This is a genomic window from Idiomarina sp. HB (assembly GCF_048059115.1).
Classification (GTDB): domain Bacteria; phylum Pseudomonadota; class Gammaproteobacteria; order Enterobacterales; family Alteromonadaceae; genus Idiomarina; species Idiomarina abyssalis.
Map to the genome: position 1 here is coordinate 230,141 of NZ_JAYLVU010000003.1, position 24,848 is coordinate 254,988.

The 24,848-nt window shown below is 47.6% G+C and carries 20 protein-coding genes; 8 read left to right on the top strand and 12 right to left on the bottom strand.

From position 1 onward, the window contains the following. Positions 1–2: 2 nt before the first annotated feature. The 6 genes from VBY75_RS10465 to VBY75_RS10490 all read right to left on the bottom strand — a co-directional run bounded on the left by VBY75_RS10465 (position 3) and on the right by VBY75_RS10490 (position 6,527). Complete coding sequence (locus tag VBY75_RS10465) at positions 3–881, bottom strand: DUF3014 domain-containing protein (RefSeq protein WP_416512389.1); 879 nt, start codon at positions 879–881, stop codon at positions 3–5. 11 nt (positions 882–892) lie between these two features. Then, on the bottom strand, positions 893–1,669 hold the full coding sequence (yaaA, locus tag VBY75_RS10470) for a peroxide stress protein YaaA (RefSeq protein WP_222235760.1): 777 nt from the start codon (positions 1,667–1,669) through the stop codon (positions 893–895). Between the two features lie 40 nt (positions 1,670–1,709). Further along, positions 1,710–2,657 (bottom strand): protein translocase subunit SecF, encoded by a 948-nt coding sequence (secF, locus tag VBY75_RS10475; RefSeq protein ID WP_278356301.1) that lies wholly within the window; start codon positions 2,655–2,657, stop codon positions 1,710–1,712. 8 nt (positions 2,658–2,665) lie between these two features. Then, positions 2,666–4,510 carry a protein translocase subunit SecD gene (secD, locus tag VBY75_RS10480; protein WP_054489454.1) on the bottom strand — a complete coding sequence of 615 codons (1,845 nt, stop codon included), beginning with the start codon at positions 4,508–4,510 and terminating at the stop codon, positions 2,666–2,668. A gap of 28 nt (positions 4,511–4,538) precedes the next feature. Then, positions 4,539–4,874 (bottom strand): preprotein translocase subunit YajC, encoded by a 336-nt coding sequence (yajC, locus tag VBY75_RS10485; protein WP_054489456.1) that lies wholly within the window; start codon positions 4,872–4,874, stop codon positions 4,539–4,541. Between the two features lie 138 nt (positions 4,875–5,012). Beyond that, on the bottom strand, positions 5,013–6,527 hold the full coding sequence (locus VBY75_RS10490) for a sigma-54-dependent transcriptional regulator (RefSeq protein ID WP_222235763.1): 1,515 nt from the start codon (positions 6,525–6,527) through the stop codon (positions 5,013–5,015). A gap of 144 nt (positions 6,528–6,671) precedes the next feature. Here VBY75_RS10490 and VBY75_RS10495 point away from each other — a divergent pair, with 144 nt between their 5' ends. Next, positions 6,672–7,289 (top strand): trimeric intracellular cation channel family protein, encoded by a 618-nt coding sequence (locus VBY75_RS10495; RefSeq protein ID WP_416512393.1) that lies wholly within the window; start codon positions 6,672–6,674, stop codon positions 7,287–7,289. A gap of 2 nt (positions 7,290–7,291) precedes the next feature. Beyond that, positions 7,292–10,639, top strand: coding sequence for a PAS-domain containing protein (locus tag VBY75_RS10500; protein ID WP_416512395.1), 3,348 nt, complete (start codon positions 7,292–7,294; stop codon positions 10,637–10,639). On the opposite strand, the gene VBY75_RS10505 is transcribed toward VBY75_RS10500, so the two are convergent. Both VBY75_RS10505 and VBY75_RS10510 read right to left on the bottom strand, forming a co-directional pair. Beyond that, complete coding sequence (locus VBY75_RS10505; RefSeq protein WP_222235765.1) at positions 10,613–11,263, bottom strand: response regulator transcription factor; 651 nt, start codon at positions 11,261–11,263, stop codon at positions 10,613–10,615. The genes VBY75_RS10500 and VBY75_RS10505 overlap by 27 nt on opposite strands. A gap of 98 nt (positions 11,264–11,361) precedes the next feature. After that, positions 11,362–13,572, bottom strand: coding sequence for a TonB-dependent receptor (locus tag VBY75_RS10510; protein ID WP_416512397.1), 2,211 nt, complete (start codon positions 13,570–13,572; stop codon positions 11,362–11,364). Between the two features lie 216 nt (positions 13,573–13,788). Between VBY75_RS10510 and VBY75_RS10515 the strand changes: the two genes are divergently transcribed. Genes VBY75_RS10515 through VBY75_RS10525 form a run of 3 tightly spaced genes read left to right on the top strand, consistent with a single transcriptional unit; the run spans position 13,789 to position 17,908 of the window. Beyond that, positions 13,789–15,081: a GntP family permease gene (locus VBY75_RS10515; protein WP_054489469.1), complete on the top strand. Its 1,293-nt coding sequence runs from the start codon at positions 13,789–13,791 to the stop codon at positions 15,079–15,081. Positions 15,082–15,116: 35 nt separating this feature from the next. Next, positions 15,117–16,733, top strand: a complete 1,617-nt coding sequence (locus VBY75_RS10520) for a long-chain fatty acid--CoA ligase (protein WP_416512400.1) — start codon at positions 15,117–15,119, stop codon at positions 16,731–16,733. Further along, positions 16,730–17,908, top strand: a complete 1,179-nt coding sequence (locus VBY75_RS10525; RefSeq protein ID WP_416512402.1) for an E22 family MetX-like putative esterase — start codon at positions 16,730–16,732, stop codon at positions 17,906–17,908. The genes VBY75_RS10520 and VBY75_RS10525 overlap by 4 nt, the downstream gene beginning before the upstream one ends. 11 nt (positions 17,909–17,919) lie before the next feature. Here the strand turns inward: VBY75_RS10525 and VBY75_RS10530 are convergent, their stop codons facing one another. Both VBY75_RS10530 and VBY75_RS10535 read right to left on the bottom strand, forming a co-directional pair. Then, the gene (locus tag VBY75_RS10530; RefSeq protein WP_054489475.1) at positions 17,920–19,671 is read right to left on the bottom strand and encodes a TIGR03545 family protein; all 1,752 of its coding nucleotides are present in this window, start codon (positions 19,669–19,671) and stop codon (positions 17,920–17,922) included. Between the two features lie 2 nt (positions 19,672–19,673). Further along, positions 19,674–20,180: a DUF2062 domain-containing protein gene (locus tag VBY75_RS10535; protein WP_199494344.1), complete on the bottom strand. Its 507-nt coding sequence runs from the start codon at positions 20,178–20,180 to the stop codon at positions 19,674–19,676. Between the two features lie 143 nt (positions 20,181–20,323). On the opposite strand from VBY75_RS10535, the gene VBY75_RS10540 reads away from it, so the two are divergent. After that, positions 20,324–21,784, top strand: a complete 1,461-nt coding sequence (locus tag VBY75_RS10540; RefSeq protein ID WP_222235770.1) for a RimK family protein — start codon at positions 20,324–20,326, stop codon at positions 21,782–21,784. Next, the gene (locus VBY75_RS10545; RefSeq protein WP_416512405.1) at positions 21,774–22,241 is read left to right on the top strand and encodes a GNAT family N-acetyltransferase; all 468 of its coding nucleotides are present in this window, start codon (positions 21,774–21,776) and stop codon (positions 22,239–22,241) included. The genes VBY75_RS10540 and VBY75_RS10545 overlap by 11 nt, the downstream gene beginning before the upstream one ends. Here the strand turns inward: VBY75_RS10545 and glpQ are convergent. Continuing rightward, complete coding sequence (gene glpQ, locus VBY75_RS10550; protein ID WP_416512407.1) at positions 22,216–23,235, bottom strand: glycerophosphodiester phosphodiesterase; 1,020 nt, start codon at positions 23,233–23,235, stop codon at positions 22,216–22,218. The genes VBY75_RS10545 and glpQ overlap by 26 nt on opposite strands. Beyond that, positions 23,228–24,280: a cysteine synthase A gene (locus tag VBY75_RS10555; protein WP_416512409.1), complete on the bottom strand. Its 1,053-nt coding sequence runs from the start codon at positions 24,278–24,280 to the stop codon at positions 23,228–23,230. The genes glpQ and VBY75_RS10555 overlap by 8 nt, the downstream gene beginning before the upstream one ends. Before the next feature lie 219 nt (positions 24,281–24,499). Here VBY75_RS10555 and VBY75_RS10560 point away from each other — a divergent pair, with 219 nt between their 5' ends. Continuing rightward, the gene (locus VBY75_RS10560) at positions 24,500–24,838 is read left to right on the top strand and encodes a P-II family nitrogen regulator (RefSeq protein ID WP_054489485.1); all 339 of its coding nucleotides are present in this window, start codon (positions 24,500–24,502) and stop codon (positions 24,836–24,838) included. The last annotated feature ends 10 nt before the right edge of the window (positions 24,839–24,848 follow it).

Consider the following 24,848-nt stretch of genomic DNA (forward strand, 5'->3'; position numbering starts at 1 on the left):
ATTTACTGCAACGCTCTTCTTATTTCGCGTAATTTATCTTTTACACGCTGAATGTTATCCGGCCCCATACGTAATAACTGCTTTTGCGCCGCAGGTAATGACTCATAGCTATCGTCCGCAAAGGTATACATTACGCTATCGTCTTCTACTTGAACCAGTCCATCCGGTACCGGTGTATCAAGAGCAACTTCGATAGCTTCCAGTAAAGTACTGTCGAAGTCAGATTCCGGATACCCTATTTCTGCGTAAGCTTCCTGCACTAAGGGTTTAAATAGCTCGTAGTTTTCAACTAAGACATCCGCTTCCAGGCTAACAAACCAGTCAACTAAGGCATCGTAGCGGTGATAACTGCTTTCATCGATATAAAGCTCGCCATCAACTTCCAATACCTTAAAGCGCCCATCTGGACGTTGTACAATAGTACGCTCGCGAACAATACTGCCGTTACTGATGTTATCCATTAGCACAACAGCATCGCGGATAAGCTGCGAGCTTTTTAATGGACGAATATTGATTTCCGCTGAATCAAGGTTTTGCAACACAGTTGGTGTGCTTTCATCAAGTTCAGGCAAAGCTATGGGTTCAGGCTCCGGTTCCTGAGGTTCAGGAGCCGGTTCCGGCTCAGCTGGAATTGGCTCTAACTCCAACTCTGGTTCCGGCTCTGCAGTTTCTTCGTCATAGCTTTCAACTTCGACTTCACTAGACTGCTGCTGATCCACCTCGACCGTCTCAGTTTGTGGTTTTTTGTCCTCAGAAGCGGGTAACCACCACCATACAATAGCGGCGATAACTGCCAACACAATTAAGCTAACGACAACCCAAGTCGTTTTGCGACTGGCTTCTTCAGTTGCCGGTGATGTTTCAACCTGATCGTCACTCATTGTGCGCTCCTTTATTTTTGCTCAGCACGACAAAAAACCAATTGCTTATCGCTCGACATTGCTTCATTAAAGCGATAACCACTTGCATCAAACTCTTTAAGATCAGACACAGATTTTGGCTTTTGGTTCACGATGAATCGCGCCATAAGCCCCCGCGCCTTCTTCGCATAAAAGCTGATAACTTTATACTGGCCGTTTTTCTCGTCTTTAAATACCGGCGTGATAATATCCGCATTAAGCGCTTTTGGCTTAACGGCAGAAAAGTACTCATTTGACGCCAGGTTCACCAACGTCGAGCTCCCCAGCCTGGCCAAGTCGTCATTCAGCAGCTCAGTAATGGTATCGCCCCAGTATTCATATAGGTTTTTACCCTTTGGATTGTCCAATTTAGTTCCCATCTCCAGCCGATAAGGCTGCATAAGGTCCAACGGACGCAAGACACCATAAAGGCCAGAAAGAATTCGCAGCTGTTGCTGTGCCGTATTAATGGCTTCCGAATTCAAACTGGCAGCATCTAATCCAGTATAGACATCACCGTTAAACGCGAACATTGCCGGACGTGCATTTTCTTCATTAAAAGGCCGTTGCCATTGCTCAAACCGCGCGGCATTAAGCCCGGCCAGCTTGTCGCTAATTTTCATTAACGAACCCAATTGCTGAGGGCTCAACTGCCGGCACACCTTCACCAACTCTTCGGCGTTATCCAGCAATCGTGGCTGAGTTACATCGAGGCTCGGCAAGTTGCTTTCATAATCCAGGTTTTTTGCAGGTGAAACTACAGCCAACATGTCAAATGCACTCCGTTCAAGTTAAACAGTTATACCTATATTAAGGCAAAGGATCCTGATCCGCGCCTTCTTTTTCCACTTCCGTCGGCATTAAGTCTTCACGGCTTACGCCAAAGGCCAGAGCCACTGTACTGGCGATATAAATGGATGAATAAGTACCAATAACCACACCAAATAATAAAGCCGTAGCAAACCCGTGAATTAACGGTCCCCCAAGGAAGAACAAGGTTAATAACACCAATATGGTTGTTAACGAGGTAACCAATGTCCGGCTCAGTGTATCCGTTAGTGCGCGGTTGACCGTCTGTATAGGAGTCAGTTTAGCGTATTTACGGAAAGTCTCCCGAATTCGGTCACAGACAACAACGGTATCGTTAATGGAGTAACCGATAACCGCAAGTAATGCCGCCAATACCGTCAGATCAAACTCAAGCCCCAGTATTGAAAACAAGCCCAGTGTCAGAATAACGTCATGCGCCAATGCTGCGACAGCACCTACTGCCAGACGCCATTCAAACCGCATCGCAATGTAAAGCAAAATACAAATAAGAGCGGTTAACATGGCCAGGCCACCCTGTTCGATGAACTCATCACCAACATTGGGGCCCACAAACTCTATGCGGCGCATCTCAACGGTTTGCTCAAATTCACCGCGCAAAGAGTCAAGAATATCGGTGCCGAGCTGCTCGGCTTTCACGCCTTCACGCGGCTCCAGACGAATAAGGATATCTTCCTGGGTGCCGTAGTTCTGCACCACGGCATCACCGAAGCCCTTATTGTCTAACGCACTTCTCACCCGGCTTAAATCTGCTGGTTTTTCAAACCCCACCTCAAGTAATGTTCCGCCGGTAAAATCAAGCCCAAAATTGAGCTTATTAACCGATAAAGAAGCTATGGAAGCCACCACCAGTATAATACTGATAATGCCCATAATTCCGCGGAACCGCATGAAGGGAAGTCGTTCATTTGTCTTTATAATCTCTTGCATGGCTCCCCCTAGATAGGCAGTTTAGACAGCTTTTTGCCGCCCCAAACTGAGTTAACAATGGCTCGGGTTCCGACTATCGCAGTAAACATGGATGTGATAATCCCGATAGCAAGAGTGATGGCAAAGCCTTTAATAGGACCGTTACCAATAGCGAACAATATAAGCGCCGCAATTAACGTTGTGACGTTAGCATCGGCAATGGTCGACAAAGCGCTGTCGTAACCATGATGAATGGCCTGTTGCGGACTCCGCTTAGCTTTAATTTCTTCGCGTATACGCTCAAAAATAAGCACATTGGCGTCAACGGCCATACCGACGGTCAATACAATACCGGCCATACCTGGCAAGGTCAGTGTTGCGCCGGGTATCATCGACATAACACCGATAATAAGAATCAGGTTAGCTGCCAAAGCTGTGTTTGCCACCAAACCAAACTTCTTGTAGTACACAACCATAAAGGCCAGTACTAAAACAAAGCCCCAGAAAATAGCCTGTGTACCTGAATCAATGTTTTGCTGTCCCAGGCTTGGTCCTACGGTGCGTTCTTCAACAATCTGTATGGGGGCTATCAACGCACCTGCGCGTAATAGCAGCGCCAGATTCTGTGCTTCGTTAGCGCCAACACCCGTAATACGGAAGCTACTGCCTAAACGAGACTGAATAGTGGCTACGTTAATAACTTCTGCGTTTTTGGTGAATTGCAGGTTACCTTCTTCATCACGCTCATCGGTGGCTTTATATTCGATAAAAACCGTTGCCATAGGCTGACCAACATGGTCTTTGGTTGCCATAGACATTTTATTGCCGCCAGCACCATCCAGCGTAATATTAACCTGAGGACGGTTGTACTCATCGTAACCAACGCCTGCGTTAACAATATGGTCACCAGTCAGAATAACGTCTTCTTTCAGTAGCTGCTGTGGACCATCACGCATTGGCATTAACTCACTACCAAAAGGCACTCGGCCGTTGACGGCGTCGCGTACGTCGTTTTCGGAGTCAACCATACGGAACTCCAGCGTTGCTGTAGCCCCTAAAATCTCTTTCGCCCGGGCGGTATCCTGCACCCCAGGAAGCTCAACAACAATGCGGTTAGAGCCCTGACGTTGAATAACTGGCTCTGCAACACCCAGCTCATTCACCCGGTTACGCATAATGGTGATGTTTTGCGACACCGCGTAATCTCGAGTTTCCGCAAGCTTCTGATCACTCATCTGCAACTGCAGCAGCCGGTTTTCTTCGTCTTCTACCAGGTTATAGCCCTGATACCTGCCGTCTAAGTAGCTTGCGGCCTCGGCATAGGCTTCGTCAGTACGCAGCTCAACTTCTACAGTAGTGTCGTCAACTCTAACGGCACTGTAACGAATACGCTCTTCACGCAACTCTGTGCGGATTGTGTCTTTCATACCATCGACAATTTTGCGGACAGCTTCGTCCATGTCGATTTCCATTAAGAAGTGCACACCGCCGCGCAAATCAAGCCCAAGCTTCATTGGCTGAGCACCAACACTTTTCAGCCACTCAGGTGTTGCGGGCGCTAAGTTCAAAGCAACAATGTAATTATCACCTAAGCTGTCCAGGATAGTTTCCCGGGCTTTTAGCTGCTCATCGTCCGAGTTTAAGCGGACCAGTAGCTGCTCTTCTTCCAGTGCGATACTTTTTGCTTGTATGCCAACGTTTTCCAGACTGCTTTTTACGCGATCCATAGTGCTGGTATCAATGGTCGCATTTCGGTTTGCGGAAACTTGAACTGCCGGGTCTTCACCGTAAATATTTGGCAGCGCATAAAGCGCTGCCACTAAAACGATAAAAATAACCAGCAGGTTTTTCCACAACGGGTATTTATTTAACACGTCGTGCCCCTGTTTCTAATGTCAGAGATTAGAGAGACTTCATTGTTCCTTTAGGAAGAACGGAAGTCACAGAACCTTTCTGGATGGTTACTTCTAGCTCGTCAGTCAAAGCAATAACAAGAAAGTCTTTATCGTCGCTTACTTTGGTAATTTTACCGACTAAACCGCCTTGAGTAAGTACTTCATCACCCTTGCTCAATGCACCCATCAATTCTTTATGCTGCTTAACACGCTTAGCTTGCGGACGGTAAATCATGAAGTAGAAAATCAAAGCAAACATTACCAGCATGAAAATTAATTCCATGCCACCGCCACTTTGACCACCTGCGTCTTGCGCGTAAGCTGAGCTAATAAAAAAGTCCATAAAATTCCCTCAGTTAATTTAAATTTATTATTAATTTTTGAACAACCATCTCACGATATGGGGACAGCTATTGCAAAATACAATTCAATTTATCTAAACCCGTTATACTATCAGAAAGTTTAACGCCGCTCAGTATTATCAAATATCATATCCCAAACTTTTCAGCCTGCGCCTCAAACCAATTTGTGATACTTGTAAATCCCACATCATTTTTTCGGTGTCAGAACGGTTTTTCTCGTAGCTTTGCTTAATCTCTTCTTCGGATAAGTCCTGTGCGGTTCGCACACCTTCAAAACGTTGAATTAACTGATAAACAGACGCTCGGGAAATACCGAGTTTTTTCGCTGTAGCCTGCAGCTCAAAGCGACAACTTTCCAGCGTTTCTAATAACTCGTTGCGGCTCACACTGTTTGGTCGCCGCTGAACATGTGTTTCTTCTTCCCAATGACCATTTACCGAGGTGGGCCTAAGCATAGAGAGTAGTTGCGGATCCAAATGCAATTGCTCCTGATCGCGGCTATCAATAACCACCTGTCGAGCAACATTTCGCAACTGCCGCACATTGCCAGGCCAATGAAATGTCATTAGCTGGCTCATTAGTTCACCGGAAATTTTCGCATCGTACGCGCGGTTACCATAAAGCTTTTGCCATTGTTCCCGAACAAAATAATCGAACAACAAGCCTATGTCTTCACGCCTTTCCGTTAAAGGCGGAATAAACAACTGATAGGCGGACAGCTTTTCAATGAGCATCGATAACGTCGAGTTTTCTTCAATGTCGCCGGGGTCTTTATGGCTGGTAAGCATAATACGACAGTTGATAGGCTGCGTATCCTCGGTGCCGACAGGGACAACTGAGCCACTTTGCAGAACAGTGTGCAATAAGCGATGCACATTCACCGAAGCGTCTTCGATATCTTCAAGTACAATAGTTCCACCGTTTGCTTGCTCAAAATAGCCAAGCTGACGGTTTCCGTCGCGTTCGCTCCCAAACAGTTCAGCTTCGGCGACTGCGTCATGAATTGCAGCGAGGTTCACGCTGATGAACGGCTTGTCACGCCTTTCACTGGCCTGATGAATGGCATAAGCCGCCTGCTGTTTTCCTACTCCGGCCGCACCTCTAATCATAACCGGCAGACTCATACTGGCCAGTTGCTCTACACGTTGTCTGATAGCCCGAATATCGGAACTGATACCAAAAAGTACATCGTTATCATCAACCGCAGAGTCATGCAGCGGCAGAAGCTTCAACAATAAGACGATTCTATGGTTTAAACCAATAACCACGCCATTATCCAGCTCTCTTTCGTGCAGCACATACTCGTCCTGAACGCCTCGGCCAACAACGGTTACCGTCGTTTTAGTGCTATGTGCCCGAAGCTTTATGCGCCCATCGGGTTCACTTTGAAAAATAATGGGTGAACGACTAATAAATTCATCAAGCAAGGCTCTACCGGCATTGCCATTTTTAGCGAATTCGGGTTTTACCCGGCTTAAATAATCATTGCCCTCATTGTGCAAATCAATTAATGCGGCACGTTCGCCTATCCGTGATCTATCCGGGTGCGTTGCAATAACTAACATGGGAACTCGTTGATAACTGTCAACGAGTTCGTCAACCGCGTGTTTTGTCGTGTACTGAGTTGCACTCATTCTCGCTAATCCTTAGCCCAACAGCCTTTCTGACGTTGGTGCCATGATAAAATTATGAATAGCAAATAGCCACTCAATTTGTGCTGGGAATCAATAAAGGTTAATGACAAACTAAGTTATACCATTGCTACTTTCTGATTACTCATGGAATTGATATTTTACTGGACAGATCATGCTGGTGTCGCGGTTTTTGCGATAGCTGGTACGTTATTAGCGTTTCGTAAGAAAATGGATGGTTTTGGCGTACTGGTTTTAGCATCAGCAACGGCTATTGGCGGCGGAACGACTCGCGATCTTATACTGGGTTTACCGGTTTTCTGGACTTACGATCCCAACTACCTTTACACCATTATTATTGCGGCGTTACTCACTATAGTCTGGCTGCGCTTTAAAGCCTATATTCCCATGACAACATTAATGGTCGCCGATGCCATTGGACTTGCCTTTTTTGCAACAATGGGCGCGGAAAAAACCTTATCAGCGGGCTTTTCACCTTTTATCGCTATTATTATGGGAACCATATCGGCCTGTTTTGGTGGCATGCTCCGTGACGTTCTTGCCCGTGATATTCCCATGGTTTTAAAAAGTGAGTTGTACGCAACGACTTGCATCGCAGGGGCTACGGTTTATGTTCTGCTGGTTCCTTACCAACCTTTGATAGCATTAGCTGCTGGTATGGCATCAACGCTGCTGATTCGCTTAGGGGCAATTAAGTTTAACTGGTCGCTGACTGTTTTCCGTGATCAGCAGGATCACCATTAGCCATGCTAAGCATCGAAGTCACCGTTTTTGCAGCAATTGCTTACTTAACCATTCTATTCAGCATTGCTTATCGCGGTGACCGGGCAGCGTCCAACCGGGTAAAGCCTTATCGCTACTCCCTGGCTCAGGGTGTGCACTGCACGTCATGGGCGTTTTTCGGAACCATTACTCAGTCTGCCTACTATGGCTGGGCCTTTGCGCCAACTTACGCCGGTGCAATTGTTGTTTTTATCGTGCTTCATGGCTTACAACTTAAGCTACTCAATTATTGTAAACACCAGAATATTACGTCCATTGCTGATCTCATCGGCACACGCTACGGCAAGTCGCCCTTATTAGCCGGAATTGTCGCCATTACCGCTTTTATCGCCGTCGTGCCATACATATCACTGCAATTACGTGCGGTCACATCAAGTTTTGCGGCTGTCACCGGGTTTGATAATAACCCGTCGTGGCTATTCGACCTTTCCTTCCTAGTAGCTTTAACCATGATTGGGTTCGGTTTCCTTTTTGGTACACGCCGCCTTAGTTTGGCCGAACAGCATTCCGGTTTAATGGATGCCATTGCTTTCGAGTCTTTAGTAAAGCTTGGTGCTTTTATCATTGTGGGGCTATTTGCCAGTTATACCGTGTTCGACGGTTTAGCCGACCTTTTTCATACCAGTTTTCAGTCAGCGCATACTCAGGAGGTTCTGGCCGGGCGTGAGCATGGCGGCTATGTGTTTGCGGTACATATGCTGTTAGGCGGGCTATCCATGTTTTGTCTGCCACGGCAGTTTCATGTGGGCTATGTGGAAAACACCCATCCCGATGAATTGAAAACGGCACGCTGGGCTTTTCCGCTATACCTGTTCGCTATTAATTTTTTCATACTGCCGCTGGCATTAAGCGCATTACACCTAGCACCGGAACAAGCGGGGCAGGATACCTTTCTGCTTGCCATTCCGCTTATGATGGACAGGCCGGATATTACCCTTATTGCCTTTATTGGCGGTTTGTCAGCAGCGACCAGTATGGTCATTATTGCGTTACTGGCGTTGAGCATCATGGTCTCAAACGACGTGGTTATGCCCGTCTGGTTGCGCATGACCCGGCAAAAACTCAGGCAGTTTAGCTTTACGCCCAAGCGAATTTTGTCCATTCGGCGCATGACAATGGTCGTGGTCATGTTTATGGCCTACCTGTACTATCAAGCCACCATTGAGTCGATGCCATTGGTAAACTCCGGGTTACTCTCACTGGCCTTACTGGCTCAGTTGGCTCCCGCTATTTTAGCGACGGTTGTGTGGCGAAATGCGACTCAAACCGGCGTACTGGCCGGACTCGCTGTCGGTACGATTCTCTGGCTGGTACTTTTACTCATTCCTTCCATCGGCCGTCAACCTCTGGTTACCGATATTGATATCGCCAATGGCGTACTCATTAGCCTGGGAGCCAACCTGGCCTGCTTTTGGTTATTCTCGGTAATTAGCAGAAATGTTCAGACGGAACTGCCCCATATTGATAACAGTGACAGTTATACACAACAGCCAAGTCTCACCTGGGCCCGGCTGCGTTCACTCTTATCGCGGTTTTACGATGACCAGCAATTAGCGGCTATTCAACAGCGGCTGAGGATGGATCTGTTAACCCCGGAAGGCCAGGCAATGGTTCCGGCTCCTATGCTGGTTCGTATCGAGCGCGAGTTGTCAGCGGTAATAGGCACTTCAGCCAGCCGGCTTCTGCTGGATACCGTTTCGGAGCAGCAGGAATTCCCGGTTTCCCGGGTAGTTGACTGGGCGACCGAAGCGTCACGCCTTTATCAGTTTAACCGGGAGCTTTTACAGGCTTCCGTCGAAAATATTCCGCAGGGCATTAGTGTGGTCGACCAAAAACTGAGACTGGTAGCCTGGAACCGTCGTTATCTGGAGATATTTGCTTACCCGGACGGATTAGTCCGCTCAGGAATGCCTGTTGAAGAACTGCTGCGTTACAACGCCAGTCGCGGTCTGCTAAGTACCTCTGAAAACGGAGACGTCGAAAGTGAAATTCAAAAACGTCTGAGTTACTTACGTGCTGGTAGTGCCTATCGTTACCAGCGCCAGCAGGGCTCATTAACAATAGAGCTTCAGGGAAACCCAATGCCGGGCGGAGGCTTTGTTACAACCTACAGTGATATTACTGAGCGTATCGAAGCCCAAAAACAGCTACAAAAAGTTAATCAGGAGCTGGAGCAACGCGTTGACGAGCGAACACAGCAGTTATTATCCGCCAAACAGGCGGAAGAAAGAGCTCATGAAAGTAAGTCCCGATTTTTTGCAGCGGTAAGCCACGACTTAATGCAGCCTTTTAATGCCGCCAGCTTGTTTTGTGAAATGCTGCAGTCGCGACTACCACACGACTACCTGCCACTAGCCTCAAATATACAACGGTCTTTAGAACACGCCGAAGAGTTGCTTACCATGCTGCTTGATATGACCAAACTGGATGCAGGAAACCTGCAACCCGACTACCAGTGCTTTTCTATTGATCAGGCGCTACAACCTCTCGTTGAACGTTATCAAATGATGGCGAAAGAAAAGCAACTGCAACTGAACTACCACAAAAGCTCTGGCTTGGTAAAAACGGATAGAAAACTACTGACCCGCATTGTGCAGAACCTGCTGTCTAACGCCTTACGTTATACCGAGCAAGGCCGTATTGTGTTGGGCTTTCGCCGTCGCAAAGATAAACTCACCATTTGCATTGTTGATACAGGAGCGGGCATTCCTGAGCATAAACAACAAGAGATATTCCGCGAGTTTCATCAGCTGCAATCCAGTGGCGACAACCCGGGACTTGGGCTTGGGCTTTCGATTGTTGAACGTATGTGCCGGCTGTTGAAAATTGAGTTAAGCCTGTCTTCAACGCCCGGTCAAGGCACAGCTTTTAGCCTAACCCTGCCTGTTGTAGGATGGGAGAAAGAAGCTCAACCTATGGTTATTCAAAACTATTCTGTTGATGAGAAGTTATTACAGGGTATGAAGGTACTGGTTATTGATAATGACCCACAGGTTCTGGTTGCTACCGCGGGCCTTCTAACTGACTGGGGCGCACAAACTTTCACGGCGGCCGATATCAAACAAGCTAAAATGCAACCACCTTGTGAACTGATTCTGGCCGATTATCATCTCGACGACGGTCATACCGGAATTGAACTTGTTTGGGCTATGCGAAAAGCCTGGAGTGCTGATACCCCGGCTATTATCAATTCAGCTGACCCCGATGAACAACTCAGAGAGCAAGCGTTAGAAGCCAACGCTTACTTTATTCCAAAACCTCTAAAAAGTGGGGCTTTAAAGCGTTTACTCAAGCGTATCCGACGTGTCTAGCATTTCTCGGAACATAATGCCGGCCTGGGTGCGGTTTACACAGTTTAATTTGCGCAAAATTGCGGAAGCGTGTTGTTTAATCGTGGTTTCCTGCACGCCCAGTTCATAGGCTATTTGCTTGTTCAGTAAACCGTCGGCAATGCACTGTAAAACCTTAAATTGCTGCGGTGTTAGCTGCTCAAGCTTATTAGCAAATTCACTCATCTCTTCGTCAGGCTCTGCTAAATTCATGCTTAACATCGACTCCGGTAGCCAGTTATCGCCCGACAACACTGTTGTTACAGCCGTCTGCCATTCGGGTAAAGGAACAGATTTTGGAATATAGCCACTAGCACCCAGCGCCATTGCCTGGCGTATAACACGAGTGTCTTCATTTGCAGAAACAATAACGACCAGAATATCCGGAAATTGGCTGCGTAAAACAGACAGTCCGGTTAAGCCCCGATTACCCGGCATTGAGAGATCAAGAAACACCAGTTCAATTTGAGGAAACTGCTTTAACTGCTGTTCTAACTGAGAAAAACTTGAAGCTTCAATAATGTCGCTATCTAAACTATCACTTAATGCCTGCTTCATTGCCGCCCGAAAAAGCGGATGATCATCAGCAATAATTGCTCTGGCCATAGTTCCTGCTGAATTCAACTGTGAGTTAATGACCATGCTAGCGACTTAAAAGAAAAAAGCCAGCGTTACCGCTTTATGCAGCAACGCCGGCCGGGGGGTTAAAAACGATAACCGACAGACAAAGATACGGTCCGCGGATCACCGTAGTAGCCAGTCACAATGTTTTCGCCAAAGGTTGAGCCAAAGTTGTAGCCCGACACGCGATATTCCTCATCAAATACGTTCTTGGCATGCAAACCGACCGTCCACTGACTTGAGTTTGAGTACCAAACAACACTGGTATTAGTCAGACTATAAGCCTCTTCATCTAATGGTGATGGGACTTCAAAAATCTGTGTGTCATCGCGATAAGAGACATTCGTTGACCAAACCAAAGAGCCACTTTCAAGTGCAAACTCTTTTGTGAAACCAAGGTTGGCAGTCACTTTCGGGGTATTCTGGAAAGACCACAAATCAGACACGTCTTCAACTTGTTGCGTTTCCGGATTAAAGAACGCTACTGAATCGAATTCCGCATCGATATACCCGAGTGAGCCGTTGAAGTTTAATGTTGGAGTAGCCGCAAAAGTGGACTCAACCTCAAACCCTTGAACGGTTGAATCGGCTGCGTTCAGAACTTGAGAGGCAACACCTCCGCCTTCGATAGCCCGTTGCACAGTAACCTGCATATCCTGATAATCAGAGAAGAAAGCGGCAGCATTTAAACGCATACGTCCGTCAAGCATTTCGCTCTTCACACCAAATTCAACGGTATCAACAGTTTCTGGGTCATAAGGGTTTGAAGCGTCAGGGTTCAACGACACGTCCGCTCGCATATCGACACCGCCCGACTTGAAACCATTGCTATAGCTTGCATAAAGCATAACCGCGGGGTCGACTTGATAACTGACACTTGCGTGAGGACTGAACTTGCTCCAGTCAGCCTGAGTCGTAAAGTCTGAATTAATTACAATAGGGTCCGCCGAGTAATCGCCGCGGTCCAGGAATTTGATGCCAGCATAAGTGTATCGAAATACATCGGCACTCTTATCATCACGTGTATAACGCCCGCCTAAAGTCACTGACCACTGATCATCCAACTGATAAGTTGCCTGACCAAACAACGCCTCGCTTGACGTATCAACACAACCGCCGGTATCGATAGAAAGCCCCAGTAAACCTAAGACAGTCCCGAACTCACCACAGGCTTCACCTTCATAAAAGTACAAACCACCCACGAAATCTAAACGGTCATCACGATACATGAACTGAAATTCTTGCGTCGTCTGTTCATCTTCATAGACCGCAGGCACCAGTAATACAGGGTTTACTGTGGAATCAAAGTCGATATTCGTATTTGTGGAACCTTCCCGGTATGCGGTAATCGACTTAAACATCCAGTCGTTATTAATTGCCCAGTCAACCGTCATTGAGTAACCTTCGTTCTCAACTTCGTTCCAGGTAGGCATGGCTGTATAAGCATCGTAAACATCGGTTAAACGAGGTTCATCACTCAACAGAGACTCTTGTTCCCGGTGACCACCACGTGCGTTTGAGTCGTCTTTTGTCCAGTCAGCCGCAAATTTAACGTTGAGGTCTTTATTGACGAGCCATTTGGCGTTAAAGCGCCCCGTCATTAATTCTTTGTTATAGTTTTCATCGCCCGTGTTAACGAACTCACCGAAGCCATCCCGGTTTAATGTCGCAAAGGCTCCCCCAACATAGAAATTGTCGGCTAAAGCGGTCTGTCCCGATACTTTTAAGTCTCGCTGGTTATAAGTTCCAACAGTGCCTTTAACTTCAAATTCGTCATAACCTGTTAGTTCGCGAGTCACATATTTCATCGCGCCGCCAATGGTGTTCTTACCATATAACGTTCCCTGAGGACCACGAAGGACTTCGACACGCTGAACATCTAATACTTCTAAAACCGCCCCTTGAGGTCTTGCAACGTAAACGTCGTCAATATAGATACCAACGCCTGGCTCAAAGCCCCATAGCGGATCCTGCTGACCAACGCCCCGAATGTAGGCCGTTAATGTTGAGTTAGTACCGCGGCTGACCTGGAAGGTTGTATTCGGCATTTTGTACTGCAACTCGGTGATGTCCTCGATACCATCTCGTTCCAATTCACCTTCACCGAAAGCCGAAACTGCAACGGGTACTTCTTGTAAACTCTCGTTTGTCCGGCGCGCGGTCACTTCAATTCGTTCAAGCTTGCCGTCTTCAGCCTCGGTATTCTCATTTTGCTGAGCCAAAGCCATAGGACTGCTAAGCAGAGTGGTTACCGCTGCTGCAATCAGTGATTTCTGAAATTTGGGTTGTTTCATTGTTGTTCCCCTGACAGATAATGTCGTTTGTAATTGTTATTTCCGTTTACAGCTATTTAACGGTTCAGAGTCATGGTTGCTTACTAAACTAGCGCAAATTGTTAAGATTGTGATCTGTACCATAGTACTATAGGGGCAAATCCCTTTATCACGCACAATACATCCATGCAGCGATTCAGAGCATGGTCCGTTTTCTTTTTCGTTGCGAGGTAACTCATGTTAAGTATGATTGGTCTGATCGGCGGCCTTGTGTTGCTCATCATACTCACTTTAAGAGGGATGAACCTGTTTATCAGTGCCCCTCTTTGCGCCGTTGTCGTGGCTTTATGTAGCGGCGTGCCATTACTCACGGGTGACGTGAACTTTGTCAGTGCCTATATGGACGGCTTTGCCAGCTTTGTGGCGGCCTGGTTTTTTATGTTCTTACTGGGCTCTATGTTCGGTAAGTTTATGGAAGACACCGGTGCTGCTGACAGTGTTGCGCGCTGGATAATCAACAAGTTAGGCCGAAAACAGGCAGTTCTCGCTGTTGTCCTGGCCTGCGCAATTCTGACCTACGGCGGCGTCAGCGTCTTCGTTGTGGCGTTCTCGGTTTACCCAATGGCGCTCAGTTTGTTTAAAGACGCGAACTTACCTCGTCGCTTTATTCCTGCTGCGTTAGCCTTTGGCTCTGTGACTTTTACCATGACCTCGGCAGGTTCACCGGAAATTCAAAACTGGATACCGGTTAAATACTTAGGTACTTCGCCCTATGCCGCCTGGGAAGTGAGCCTGGTCGTTGCCGTGTTAATGGCAACCTTCGGTTACTGGTGGCTCAAAAAAATCATTAACCGTGCCGTCGCAAACGGCGAGCAATTTGAAGCACGTGAAGGCGACCCAATACTTTTAGAGCGAGAACTACCGTCTCCTATAAGTGGATTAATTCCACTACTGGTTGTGCTTGGACTGTCCTTTACCTTTCACGATACCTTGCAGCAAAACGCTTTAATTGTTGCTTTGCTGGGCGGTGTTATTGCCATTGCGGTCATTAACTTCAAACATTTTCATAAGCCACAAACCGCCATTCATGAAGCCACAACCGGTGCTTTGGTGGCTATAGGCAACACCGCGGCAGTGGTTGGATTTGGCAGCATCGCCAAGATTACTCCAGCCTTTGATACAGCGGTAAATGCTATGACCAGTTTGCCGGGTAATGAATTAGTCGGCGCGGCCGTTGCTGTAAGCGTTATCGCGGGTTTAACCGGTTCGGCTTCTGGTGGTCAGGCAATCGCCTTACCTGAAGTAGGACCGCACTATATGGCTGCCGGCGTTAACCCGGAGCAATTGCACCGTATTGTCTCAATCTCCTCCGGTGCACTGGATTCCCTGCCGCACAATGGCTATGTGGTTACCACTATTCGCGCTATTTGTAACGAGAAGCACAGTGCCGCTTACTGGGCTGTTGCTGCCGTGACCGTTGTTGTGCCGTTAATGGGCTTAGCCGTGGCCATTGGCTTATTCATGTTGTAACCCAGCAGTAAGGGGATTTGACCATGTTAGGAAATATGATGAAACGGCCACTGCAAATTATCGATTTACTGAAATTTGCAGCGAGTCGCCACCCTCGACAGGAGATTGTCACCCGACGGCTGGAGGGTGACATTCACCGGTATTGCTATGCCGAATGCTGGCAACGAAGCGGACAATTAGCCCACGCATTAAAAAAGCTGGGGGTACAACCCGGCGATCGCGTAGCCAGTCTGGCCTGGAATACTTACCGGCATATGGAGCTTTACTATGCGGTAAGCGGCAGCGGTGCTGTTATGCATACCGTAAACCCCCGCCTGTTTGGCGAACAGATAGCCTGGATCCTAAACCATGCTGAAAGCGGATGGGTCTTTGTCGACCTAAGTTTTGTCGAGCTACTGGAGTCCATTGAAGACGAACTGCCCGGGGTAAAAGGCTTTGTGGTGATGACCGACCAAAACCACATGCCGAATACCACGCTTAAGAATGTGCTTTGTTATGAAGAACTTCTGGAATCAGAACCTAAAGACTATGACTGGCCAGACGTTGATGAAAACAGCGCGGCGCTGCTTTGTTATACCTCGGGCACGACAGGCAACCCCAAAGGCGTACTGGCCTCACACCGCGCTATGGTGCTACACGCCCAGGCAACCGTCAGTGCCGACATGTTGGATTTACGCAGTGATACCGTACTCATGCCTATGGTCACTATGTATCACGTAGCCGCCTGGGGCGCGCCCTACGCCGGTCCTTTGTCCGGTTGTAAGTTGGTGTTCACTGGCGATGGAACATCGGGCGAGGCAATGGCGGACATGATTCGCAACGAACACGTCACTGTTGGCTTAGGCGTACCCACCATTTGGCTCACCTTGCACAATTATTTGAATGAAAATAAGCTGGACATCCCATCGCTGCAACGCGTTTGCGTAGGAGGAGCTGCTTCTCCTATGGGGCTGGTTAAAACTTACGACCAAGAGTACGACGTTTACTGGCAGCCTATTTGGGGTATGACAGAAACCGGTCCGCTGGTTCATTCGGTACCGCCACAGGCAGACATTATTAGCCGGCCTAAAGACGAGCAATACCAACTGCAGACAACGGCTGGCCGCCCGGTTTTTGGCATAGAACACCGCATTGTTGACGCTGACGATAATCCTCTGCCTAACGATGGCGAAACCCGGGGCGAATTGCAGGTTCGCGGACACTGGATTGCTTCGCAGTATTTTCGAAATGACGACTTAAGTAGCTTCCCTGATGGATGGCTGGCTACGGGCGACATCGCGGTTATTGACCCGGAAGGCTTTATGAAAGTGGTTGACCGCAAGAAAGATGTGATTAAAAGCGGTGGCGAATGGATAAGCTCTCTGGATATAGAAAACATTGTCAGCCAGCACGAGGCGGTTAACGAGTCCTGTGTCATTGGTGTTAAACATCCGAAATGGGACGAGCGCCCGCTATTGCTGGTGGTACTGAATAAAAGTCACCAGCTGTCAAAACAAGACATTAAAGACTTTTTAACCGGCAAAATTGCCCGTTGGTGGATGCCTGACGACGTGGTCTTTGTTGATGAATTGCCCCATACCGGCACCGGTAAGCTGGTTAAAAATAAATTGCGCGAGCAGTACCAAAATTACTTACAGGAGAATGTGTCATGACACGATTATGGACAACGGTTATCAGCGTTGCGGTATTGCTGATCAGCTTACCGATAGCAGCCGAACAATGGGTTGAGAAAAAGACCTTTAGCATGGACAGTTATACCACTCACGGCGGTGAAACCATTAAAGACGTCAAAGTGGGCTGGGAGTCCTACGGGACACTTAATGAAGCAAAGGATAACGTCGTGCTTATTACTCACTTTTTCTCCGGCAACAGTCACGCCGCTGGTAAGTACAGTGAGGATGACCAACAGGCCGGCTACTGGGATTCGATTATTGGTCCCGGCAAAGCCATTGATACCGATAAGTACTATGTTATTAGCGTTGACTCGTTAGTCAACGCTTACCCTAACCTGCCTAATGTCATTACTACCGGTCCTGCCAGCATTAACCCAGATACCGGAAAACCCTATGGTTTAGACTTTCCGGTGGTGACCATACGCGACTTTGTGAATGTGCAAAAAGCCCTACTGGAAGAATTAGGCGTTAAAAAACTGCACGCAGTGGTTGGCGCTTCTATGGGTTCATTGCAGGCCATTGAATGGGCAGCGGCTTACCCGGACTGGGTTGAGCGTATGGTCTCTGTTATTGGTGCCGGCTCGTTAGACGCCTGGACCATAATGGGTCTGGAGCAGTGGGCACAAGCCATTAAGCTGGACCCTAACTGGAACGGCGGTGACTACTACGACGGCGACGCGCCTTTAGATGGCGTCACTATGGCACAAGCCATGATCACACATGGTGCGATGCATCCGGAATACATTAACCAGGCGGTACCTCAGCAGGAGACCCTGCCAGAAAAGGGCCTTGAGTCCGTGACTAATGAACTGCCGGCCGTAGAATGGTTATACGGTGCCAGCCGTGCGCGTGCACCACTGGCAGATGCGAACCATATTCTTTACCTGGTGCGTGCAAACCAGCTGTTTGTTGCCGGTCATCAGGATACTTTAAAAGATGGATTAAAAAACATTTCCGCAAAAACCTTGTTTTTGCCATCCAGTAACGACCTGCTGTTAATGCCGTACATGGCAGAAAACACGGCTGAGCAACTTAGAGAAATGGGTAAAGAGGTTCAGTACGAAGAAATTAATGGTCCCTGGGGACACTTAAACGGACTGTTTTCTATTCAACAAAAAGCCGAGTTACTCAGCGAGTTTTTAACCACTGAGTAACTCTGCTTAGCTTAAGAGTCGCCGAAAATGCGGCCCTTAAGCTTATCTTTAAGACTGTCTTCAATTTTTGCCTTAAGTAACTCTTCGAGCTGCTCACTCTTATCGCCTGATTCGTTATCCCACTGAGTCAGGTTTTCCAGCAAACCTTGCTGACCGCCCAATTGGTCAGAGACTTTTGCGGTCAAATCGGCCTTAATTTCCGCCAGTTTCTCATCGGCCTCACCCATTGCACTTTGTGTCAGTAAGTCACCTAACTGGTTATCCAGGTCCGACTCAAAACTCAGCGAAGGGCTTTGAATGTCACCGCCAATATTGGTGGTGATATCCAGCCGTTGCAGCTGTTTCAAAGCACCGGCAATAGCTGATGTCAGTTTGCTACTGCCCTCGGCTTCCAGGTCAAGGTTCAACATCCGGACCATGGCTTTGCCATCAAGCTTATTCTCACGAACCAGTACCGTTCCGTCGCTGTCCAGCAACGAAGACAAAACACGAGCACTCAGCTCACTGCTGTCACTAAGGCCCAGGTTTTGTAATTGAGCGCCTTTCAACTGCCATTGCTGCCTTGCGTCTATGCCCAAGTCGGTCAACGACATCTCACCATTAAGGTTAAATGCGCTCCACAAATCGCTATTGTCTGCTCTGGCCTGGTAGGTTGTGGGTTGTCCCAGTAAATTGTGCTGATGCGTTATGTTCTGCCAGTCGACATCAATAACGGTACCGCCCACCATAAATTCCGTACGAGCCTTTTTAATTAAGAACTCAGGCGGAGCGTTGTCATCAGCGAAGGAGATTCTCTGGCCTTCACCGCGAACCGGCTCTACTGTCGCTGAGTTATCGGAGCGCGCCAGCATAGGGCCCAGCTGCTCATACGCCAGAAGTACATACTTACTCCACTCGCGGGCCTTATCTCCCAAAAGCAAGCCAGTCACGTTCTGTAAGCCACTGCCGTCCATACTGAAAAAGGATTTAATGCGGTCAATATCATTACCGGGCGCATTTTTTAACTCACTAATTTGCTGCTGCACCACGTCTTTCGCTTGTTTGACTTCATCACGAAAGTTACTCACCGCTTCTTTATCGGCTCTTATCGACTCTTTCAACTCGTCTAAAGCCTTTTTCCTGGCGGCAATATCACCCAGACCTTCTACTTTACCTTCGGTTATTTGCTTAATTTTTTGCTCATATTCCTTTATTTTTTCCTCACTGGGCAGTGCTTCCTGCGCAGCTTTTACTTCCTGTTCTTGTTGTTCATAAGCCGTTTTGGCTTCTTCAATGACTTTTTCGGTACGCAAATCAACCTGACTAACAATCTCATCCACAGAAGGCAGCGACATGGTCAGCTTATCCCAGGATTGGTTCGCCCACCCCTGCATATCTTCTTTGTCCGGTAATACGTAAACCTCACCTTCGCTCTCTCTGGGTTGATTGACACGTATACCTGTCATAGTAAGCTGTTCAATTAAGGTTCTGCCAAGTACCAGCTCGGTTGGACTGATGTCAGCAGAGGCTTCACCAATTTGTACCCGGTTATTCTGAGGGGCGTTAGGGTCAGTCACCTGAACTCCGGCTACCGTTAAAGACAACGGAACCCAGCGATGCTCTACTCGCTCAATATTCACTTCAGCACCGTTTAACCGACCCATAGTATGTTCCAGGGTCACTTTTATAATGGTGTCCAGAAAGAGCCAGGAAATAGCGACTAACAACAGCACAAATCCGGCAAATACGGCCAGTCCCGGCCAGCGAATGATGCTACGTTTCATGCTCACCCCCTTAAGTCCGTATAAATTTGCCAGAAACGGCTGCCACGAATGACCTGTACAACACGAAGTTTCATTATTTTCGCCTGAATGCGCTTGCGGTAATTGGCAATAACCCAGTAGCTTATGGCTGCCACTATTGGCGCAGCGATAAGAGCGATAACAAAGCTACCCATGGTAATAGTGTGGTTAAACATGGAGAGACGACCTAACGCAGTAGCGTACATAGCTTCGTAAATTCCCTGCCAACTTGAAGCTTCTAACAAGCTCAGCCCTAAGCTGTGAAACCAGGGGTCAAGCAGGTAGGCGATACCCGAGAACACACCAAAAGATACGATAAATAAACTGAGGTTAACGCGGAAGATCAAGGCCGCCAGAATTATAATTAAGTTATGGATCCGCCATAGCGGCGTTATTCCGATGAACATTCCTAGTACGACAGCTAAGGCCAGGGCCCACGCGCTAGTTTCAGAATTCAAAGCCTTTAACAACTTTGCCAGAATTGTCAGCATTCACCTGACTCCTTTGAAAAAGATAAAACAGCAAATCTGCTTGTTATCCGTTGTCTTTCTAATATAGTGTGAGTTGCATTTATTACGCAAATAATAAGCAAATAACTTACACCTCTTTTAGCGACTTTCGAGTACTTTACGACATGCAGCAACACGTTCACCTTATCATAGATAATGCCGCCGACTGGCAGCCTTATTACCCAAGTCAAAGCTTACTCACCGCAAGTGAATACTTACAATCAGCGCATTTGCAAAGTCGTTATCACGTCTTAAATTTGTGCAATGACCTATCTTACTTATCCACCGGCTATTACGTCAGCCTGCTCGCAGAAGCCCGAGGGCAAAGAGTCATGCCTTCTGTCGCCACCATTAACGACCTGACTAACTTCTCTCATTATCAGTTACTGATTAATACCGCTGACCGATCACTCACAAAGTATTTGCAGAACTATGATCAGAAGTCGCTATCCCTATTAATTTGCTTTGGCTTGTGCGAACAGCCAGAACTGGCGTCTTTTGCACGGCAAATTTTTGAGCGCTATCCGTGTCCTATTTTAAAAGTTGAGCTGGAATTTAGCGGCCGTTGGCACATCAACAAGCTCACCTCCGGCGCGCTTAATGAGCTGAGTGACGAGCAACAAAGTTTTTTTGGTAACTCACTGGACCATTTCAGTAAACGAGTGTGGCGAAAGGCACGTACACGTAAAGAGTACCGTTTTGATTTAGCCATTCTTTATAACCCGGACGAGGCCATTCCGACCAGCGACAAAAAGGCACTGGCACAGTTTATTAAGGCCGCAAAAGAAGCGGATATTGAAGCTGAGCTGATTACGGCGAACGACTTTAACCGTTTACTGGAGTTTGATGCGCTTTTCATACGGGAAACGACCCGTATTAACCACTACACCTACCACTTTGCTAAAAAAGCGGAGGCTAACGGCATGGTGGTTATTGACCACCCCGACTCTATTGTTAAGTGTGCCAATAAGGTGTTCTTAACTGAACTGTTGGATAAGCATAAAGTTGCAACGCCGAAAACAGAACTGCTGCTGAGCCAGTCAGAAATTGATTACCAAGCCATAGGCGAGCGCCTGGGTTATCCGGTCGTGCTGAAAATCCCTGACGGTTCATTTTCTATCGGTGTGGAAAAAGCAGAAAGCCTTGAGCAATTTAAACAAGTGGCAGCGGAGCTTTTCAAACAATCCACTATTTTGCTGGCACAAGAGTTTATGAAAACCGAATACGACTGGCGTATCGGTGTGCTGAATAACCGCCCCATATACGCCTGTCAGTATTTTATGGCCCGTAACCATTGGCAAATTTATAATCATAGCGAGTCGTCTTCGCGGGGTAAGAGTGGGTCTTTTGCAACTTTAGGCGTACATCAGGCCCCGAAAGACGTGGTCAGACTGGCACTACAGGCAACTCGCTTAATTGGCGACGGCCTGTACGGTGTTGATATCAAGCAAACACCTAAAGGCCCGGTGGTTATTGAAATTAACGATAACCCGTCAATTGAGTCAGGTGTTGAAGATAAACATTTAGGATATGAACTCTATCGGCTGATAATGGCTGACTTTGGACGACGTCTGGATGAATACTGAGTTTAGGGTTGAGCCTGCAAAGCTCACCGACCTTGATCAATTAGTTACACTGGAGCGGGCGACATTTAATTACAGTTGTATTAGTCGCCGCAGCTTCCGGCAGGTTATTCAGTCTGATCATAATTATTGCTGGGTGGCGCGTTCAGAAAACCAGCTAGCCGGGTATGCCATTGCGTTCATCCGGCGCAACAGTAAAGTATGGCGCCTGTACTCTATTGCTGTATCACTAAACTTTCGTGGTTTTGGTGTCGGCAATTTACTCATTAATCACGTACTGGACACCGCCAAAAGGCAGGGCGCTGAAGCTATGTCTCTGGAAGTAAAAAGTGATAATAAAACCGCCATTCATTGGTATCAAAACTGTGGCTTCGAAACTATCGATATTCTGCCAAACTATTATGATGACGGCAGTGACGGTTTTAAAATGCGGTTTACTTTTTATCCGGAAAGTCTGTGAATACACCCTCAACACCGGCCTGCTTCAACCACTGTCGTAGCTGACCATGAGACTTAACGCCGTCGGGCAGGTCGTCAGCTCGCAAGGTATAAACATGAACATTCAGTCCCTTTTCTTCCGCAGAGTCTAAAACATCGCTCCATTGCGGCTCGCCGTTTTCAGAGACACCTTCTAATACATGATTTAACCACAGCCCGACCCCTTCTGCGTAGCTCTTAACCGACTCTAAACCAGCACTGGATCGCATAGCGCTGTAGTCAATATCTGTCGCGCCCCACTCGTTATCGCCAACCAGCTGAATGAGGGGCGCGTCCCAGTTAAACTCTCGTTTTAAGCGCCGCAAGACTTCCGGATCAAAAGACTGCAAATAAATAGGGGTAGGCCGTTTGTCAGAATAGCCATTTCGTGCAAGTACCGACATAACAGCTGAAGTAATGTCGTACCCTTGTTGCTGATACCAACGTGAAGATTTCAGCTCCACATAAATACCGGTGGACATCTCACGCACCCGGTTCAGTTCATGAATCAACTTAATGTGTTCATCCAGGGTTTGAATAGGGAAGCGCACATCCGGTTGAGCGAAGCGTTTAGGATAGACCAGCTCATAGTCTTTATGGCGGGCAACAACCGTTAAGCGCTTTAATTCATCCAGGGAAAAGTCGACCACATAATATTTACCATCGGGCCGGTGCTTCTCCGGGAATACTTCAGACACGTTGGTAACATGGTCCAGTTTTTCGTCGTGCAAAACCACCGGCACACCGTCACGAGTTAGCTGTATGTCCTGTTCAATGAAGTCCGCACCTAATGCATGGGCCATAACCGTACTGGCCTGAGTATGTTCCGGTAGATAACCCGACGCACCACGATGCGCAATATCCAGAAACTCAGGTACTTTTAAATCATGAAACGGCGCGTCCGGCAGAGTCTCCTGTGCTTTTGGTGCAGCAACTGCCAAGCCTGATAAAAAAGTGCAAATGATGAATCTATTCATTATTCCAGTTAACCTCTAGCACTTTATCGCCGAGCTCGCGGTAACGTTTTATCAGCACCTCAATGGACTCGGGCTCAGGGTTTAATTCACGCCCTCGTAAATACTCCGGGTTATACAATTTACTGACCGAACGCTCACCTAAATCACAGGAAAACGTCACGATACGTTGCCCCGGCCCCTTTCGCAAAGCAGCAGCCAAAGCGCCGGCAACATTAAGCGCGGAGCTGCTACCCAGCACAATACCGTCCTTGTCTCTGACATAACGCGACAGCGTGACTAAATCCTGATCGGGCAAGTTAACGGCATGATCAATCCGTGCCTGACGAAAGTTATCCACTAACCGCATAATACCAATGCCTTCTGTCATGGAACCGCCCGTCGAAACATACTCACCACTGCGAAGGAACTCATAAATTCCCGAGCCATCCGGGTCCACAACCCAAACATCAATATCCGGATTTTTCTCTTTCAAAAAGCGCGAGTTACCACCAATGGTGCCACCAGTACCTGCTACAGAAACCAGAACATCAACTTTACCACCGGTTTGTTCCCAAATTTCCGGGCCCGTATGAAGGTAATGCGCGCGGGCGTTGCTGGTATTTTCAAACTGATTGGCCCACCAACAGTCGTCACGCTCTTCAGCTAAGCGACGCGCTGTGTGATAAAAGTGGTTTTCGTTTTTAAAAGGAACCGGGTCAACGGCCATTAGCTCACCGCCATGCAGGCGTATCATCCGTTCTTTTTCTGGTGTCTGATCATTAGGCATAACCGCCAGCATGTTCAGCCCATAGGACTTAGCAACAACCGCGAGGCCAATGCCAGTATTGCCGGCAGTACCTTCCACTACGGTCATACCCGGCTTAAGTTCGCCGCGCTGCATAGCGTCGTCAATGAGCTGTTTAGCAGCACGATCTTTTATTGAGCCTCCCGGGTTCTGAAACTCGCACTTAATAAAGATATCGCACCCGGTTAAATCAGACAGCGATGGTATCCGTAACAGATCTGTCTCACCAATAAGGTCGCTCTGCCGTGCTCCAAGTTTCATGCTACTGCACCTTTCATCCTGCATTACTGTAGGTAAATAGTATCTCCCCTGTAAGGTCTGGGTTCAATAGCACTTTTGGTGCAGTGCACAGAGGTTGCGCACGTTTTTTGTGCAGAGCTCTCATCGAAATTCTATTTATCCATAAATATCAACAAATTAATCTTTGGCACATTTCCTGAATTAGAAGGTTGCTTAACAATCTTTTAATAAGGAAGCCTCATGAAAATGCTCGTTGCGTTAATCAAACCTTTCAAGCTGGAGGATGTAAAGCAGGCTTTGTTTGAAATTGGCTGCTCCGGCTTAACTGTAACCGAAGTTCGTGGTGTTGGCCGGCAAAAAGGCCATACCGAGCTGTATCGAGGAGCCGAGTACCAGGTCGACTTTCTTCCCAAAATGAAAATAGAACTGGCTCTTCCCGATGAAACCCTTGAACGGGCGCTGGAAGTTGTTAGCGCAGCGGCTCATACCGGCAATATCGGAGACGGAAAGATATTTGTTCTGCCACTTGAGCACTGCGTTCGCATACGTACCGGTGAAACTGACAAAGACGCTCTTTAAGGAGTCCCCC

Bases quoted from the DNA above. Each gene is read 5' to 3' on its own strand.
- VBY75_RS10490 (WP_222235763.1), bottom strand. From the start codon at position 6,527: ATGAGTGCAACTCAGTACACGACAAAACACGCGGTTGACGAACTCGTT.
- VBY75_RS10545 (WP_416512405.1), top strand. From the start codon at position 21,774: ATGAATACTGAGTTTAGGGTTGAGCCTGCAAAGCTCACCGACCTTGAT.
- VBY75_RS10560 (WP_054489485.1), top strand. From the start codon at position 24,500: ATGAAAATGCTCGTTGCGTTAATCAAACCTTTCAAGCTGGAGGATGTA.
- VBY75_RS10515 (WP_054489469.1), top strand. From the start codon at position 13,789: ATGTTAAGTATGATTGGTCTGATCGGCGGCCTTGTGTTGCTCATCATA.
- glpQ (WP_416512407.1), bottom strand. From the start codon at position 23,235: ATGAATAGATTCATCATTTGCACTTTTTTATCAGGCTTGGCAGTTGCT.
- secF (WP_278356301.1), bottom strand. From the start codon at position 2,657: ATGCAAGAGATTATAAAGACAAATGAACGACTTCCCTTCATGCGGTTC.
- VBY75_RS10500 (WP_416512395.1), top strand. From the start codon at position 7,292: ATGCTAAGCATCGAAGTCACCGTTTTTGCAGCAATTGCTTACTTAACC.
- VBY75_RS10510 (WP_416512397.1), bottom strand. From the start codon at position 13,572: ATGAAACAACCCAAATTTCAGAAATCACTGATTGCAGCAGCGGTAACC.
- VBY75_RS10535 (WP_199494344.1), bottom strand. From the start codon at position 20,180: ATGCTGACAATTCTGGCAAAGTTGTTAAAGGCTTTGAATTCTGAAACT.
- yajC (WP_054489456.1), bottom strand. From the start codon at position 4,874: ATGGACTTTTTTATTAGCTCAGCTTACGCGCAAGACGCAGGTGGTCAA.
- VBY75_RS10505 (WP_222235765.1), bottom strand. From the start codon at position 11,263: ATGGCCAGAGCAATTATTGCTGATGATCATCCGCTTTTTCGGGCGGCA.
- VBY75_RS10555 (WP_416512409.1), bottom strand. From the start codon at position 24,280: ATGAAACTTGGAGCACGGCAGAGCGACCTTATTGGTGAGACAGATCTG.
- VBY75_RS10530 (WP_054489475.1), bottom strand. From the start codon at position 19,671: ATGAAACGTAGCATCATTCGCTGGCCGGGACTGGCCGTATTTGCCGGA.
- VBY75_RS10540 (WP_222235770.1), top strand. From the start codon at position 20,324: ATGCAGCAACACGTTCACCTTATCATAGATAATGCCGCCGACTGGCAG.
- VBY75_RS10495 (WP_416512393.1), top strand. From the start codon at position 6,672: ATGGAATTGATATTTTACTGGACAGATCATGCTGGTGTCGCGGTTTTT.
- yaaA (WP_222235760.1), bottom strand. From the start codon at position 1,669: ATGTTGGCTGTAGTTTCACCTGCAAAAAACCTGGATTATGAAAGCAAC.
- VBY75_RS10465 (WP_416512389.1), bottom strand. From the start codon at position 881: ATGAGTGACGATCAGGTTGAAACATCACCGGCAACTGAAGAAGCCAGT.
- VBY75_RS10525 (WP_416512402.1), top strand. From the start codon at position 16,730: ATGACACGATTATGGACAACGGTTATCAGCGTTGCGGTATTGCTGATC.
- VBY75_RS10520 (WP_416512400.1), top strand. From the start codon at position 15,117: ATGATGAAACGGCCACTGCAAATTATCGATTTACTGAAATTTGCAGCG.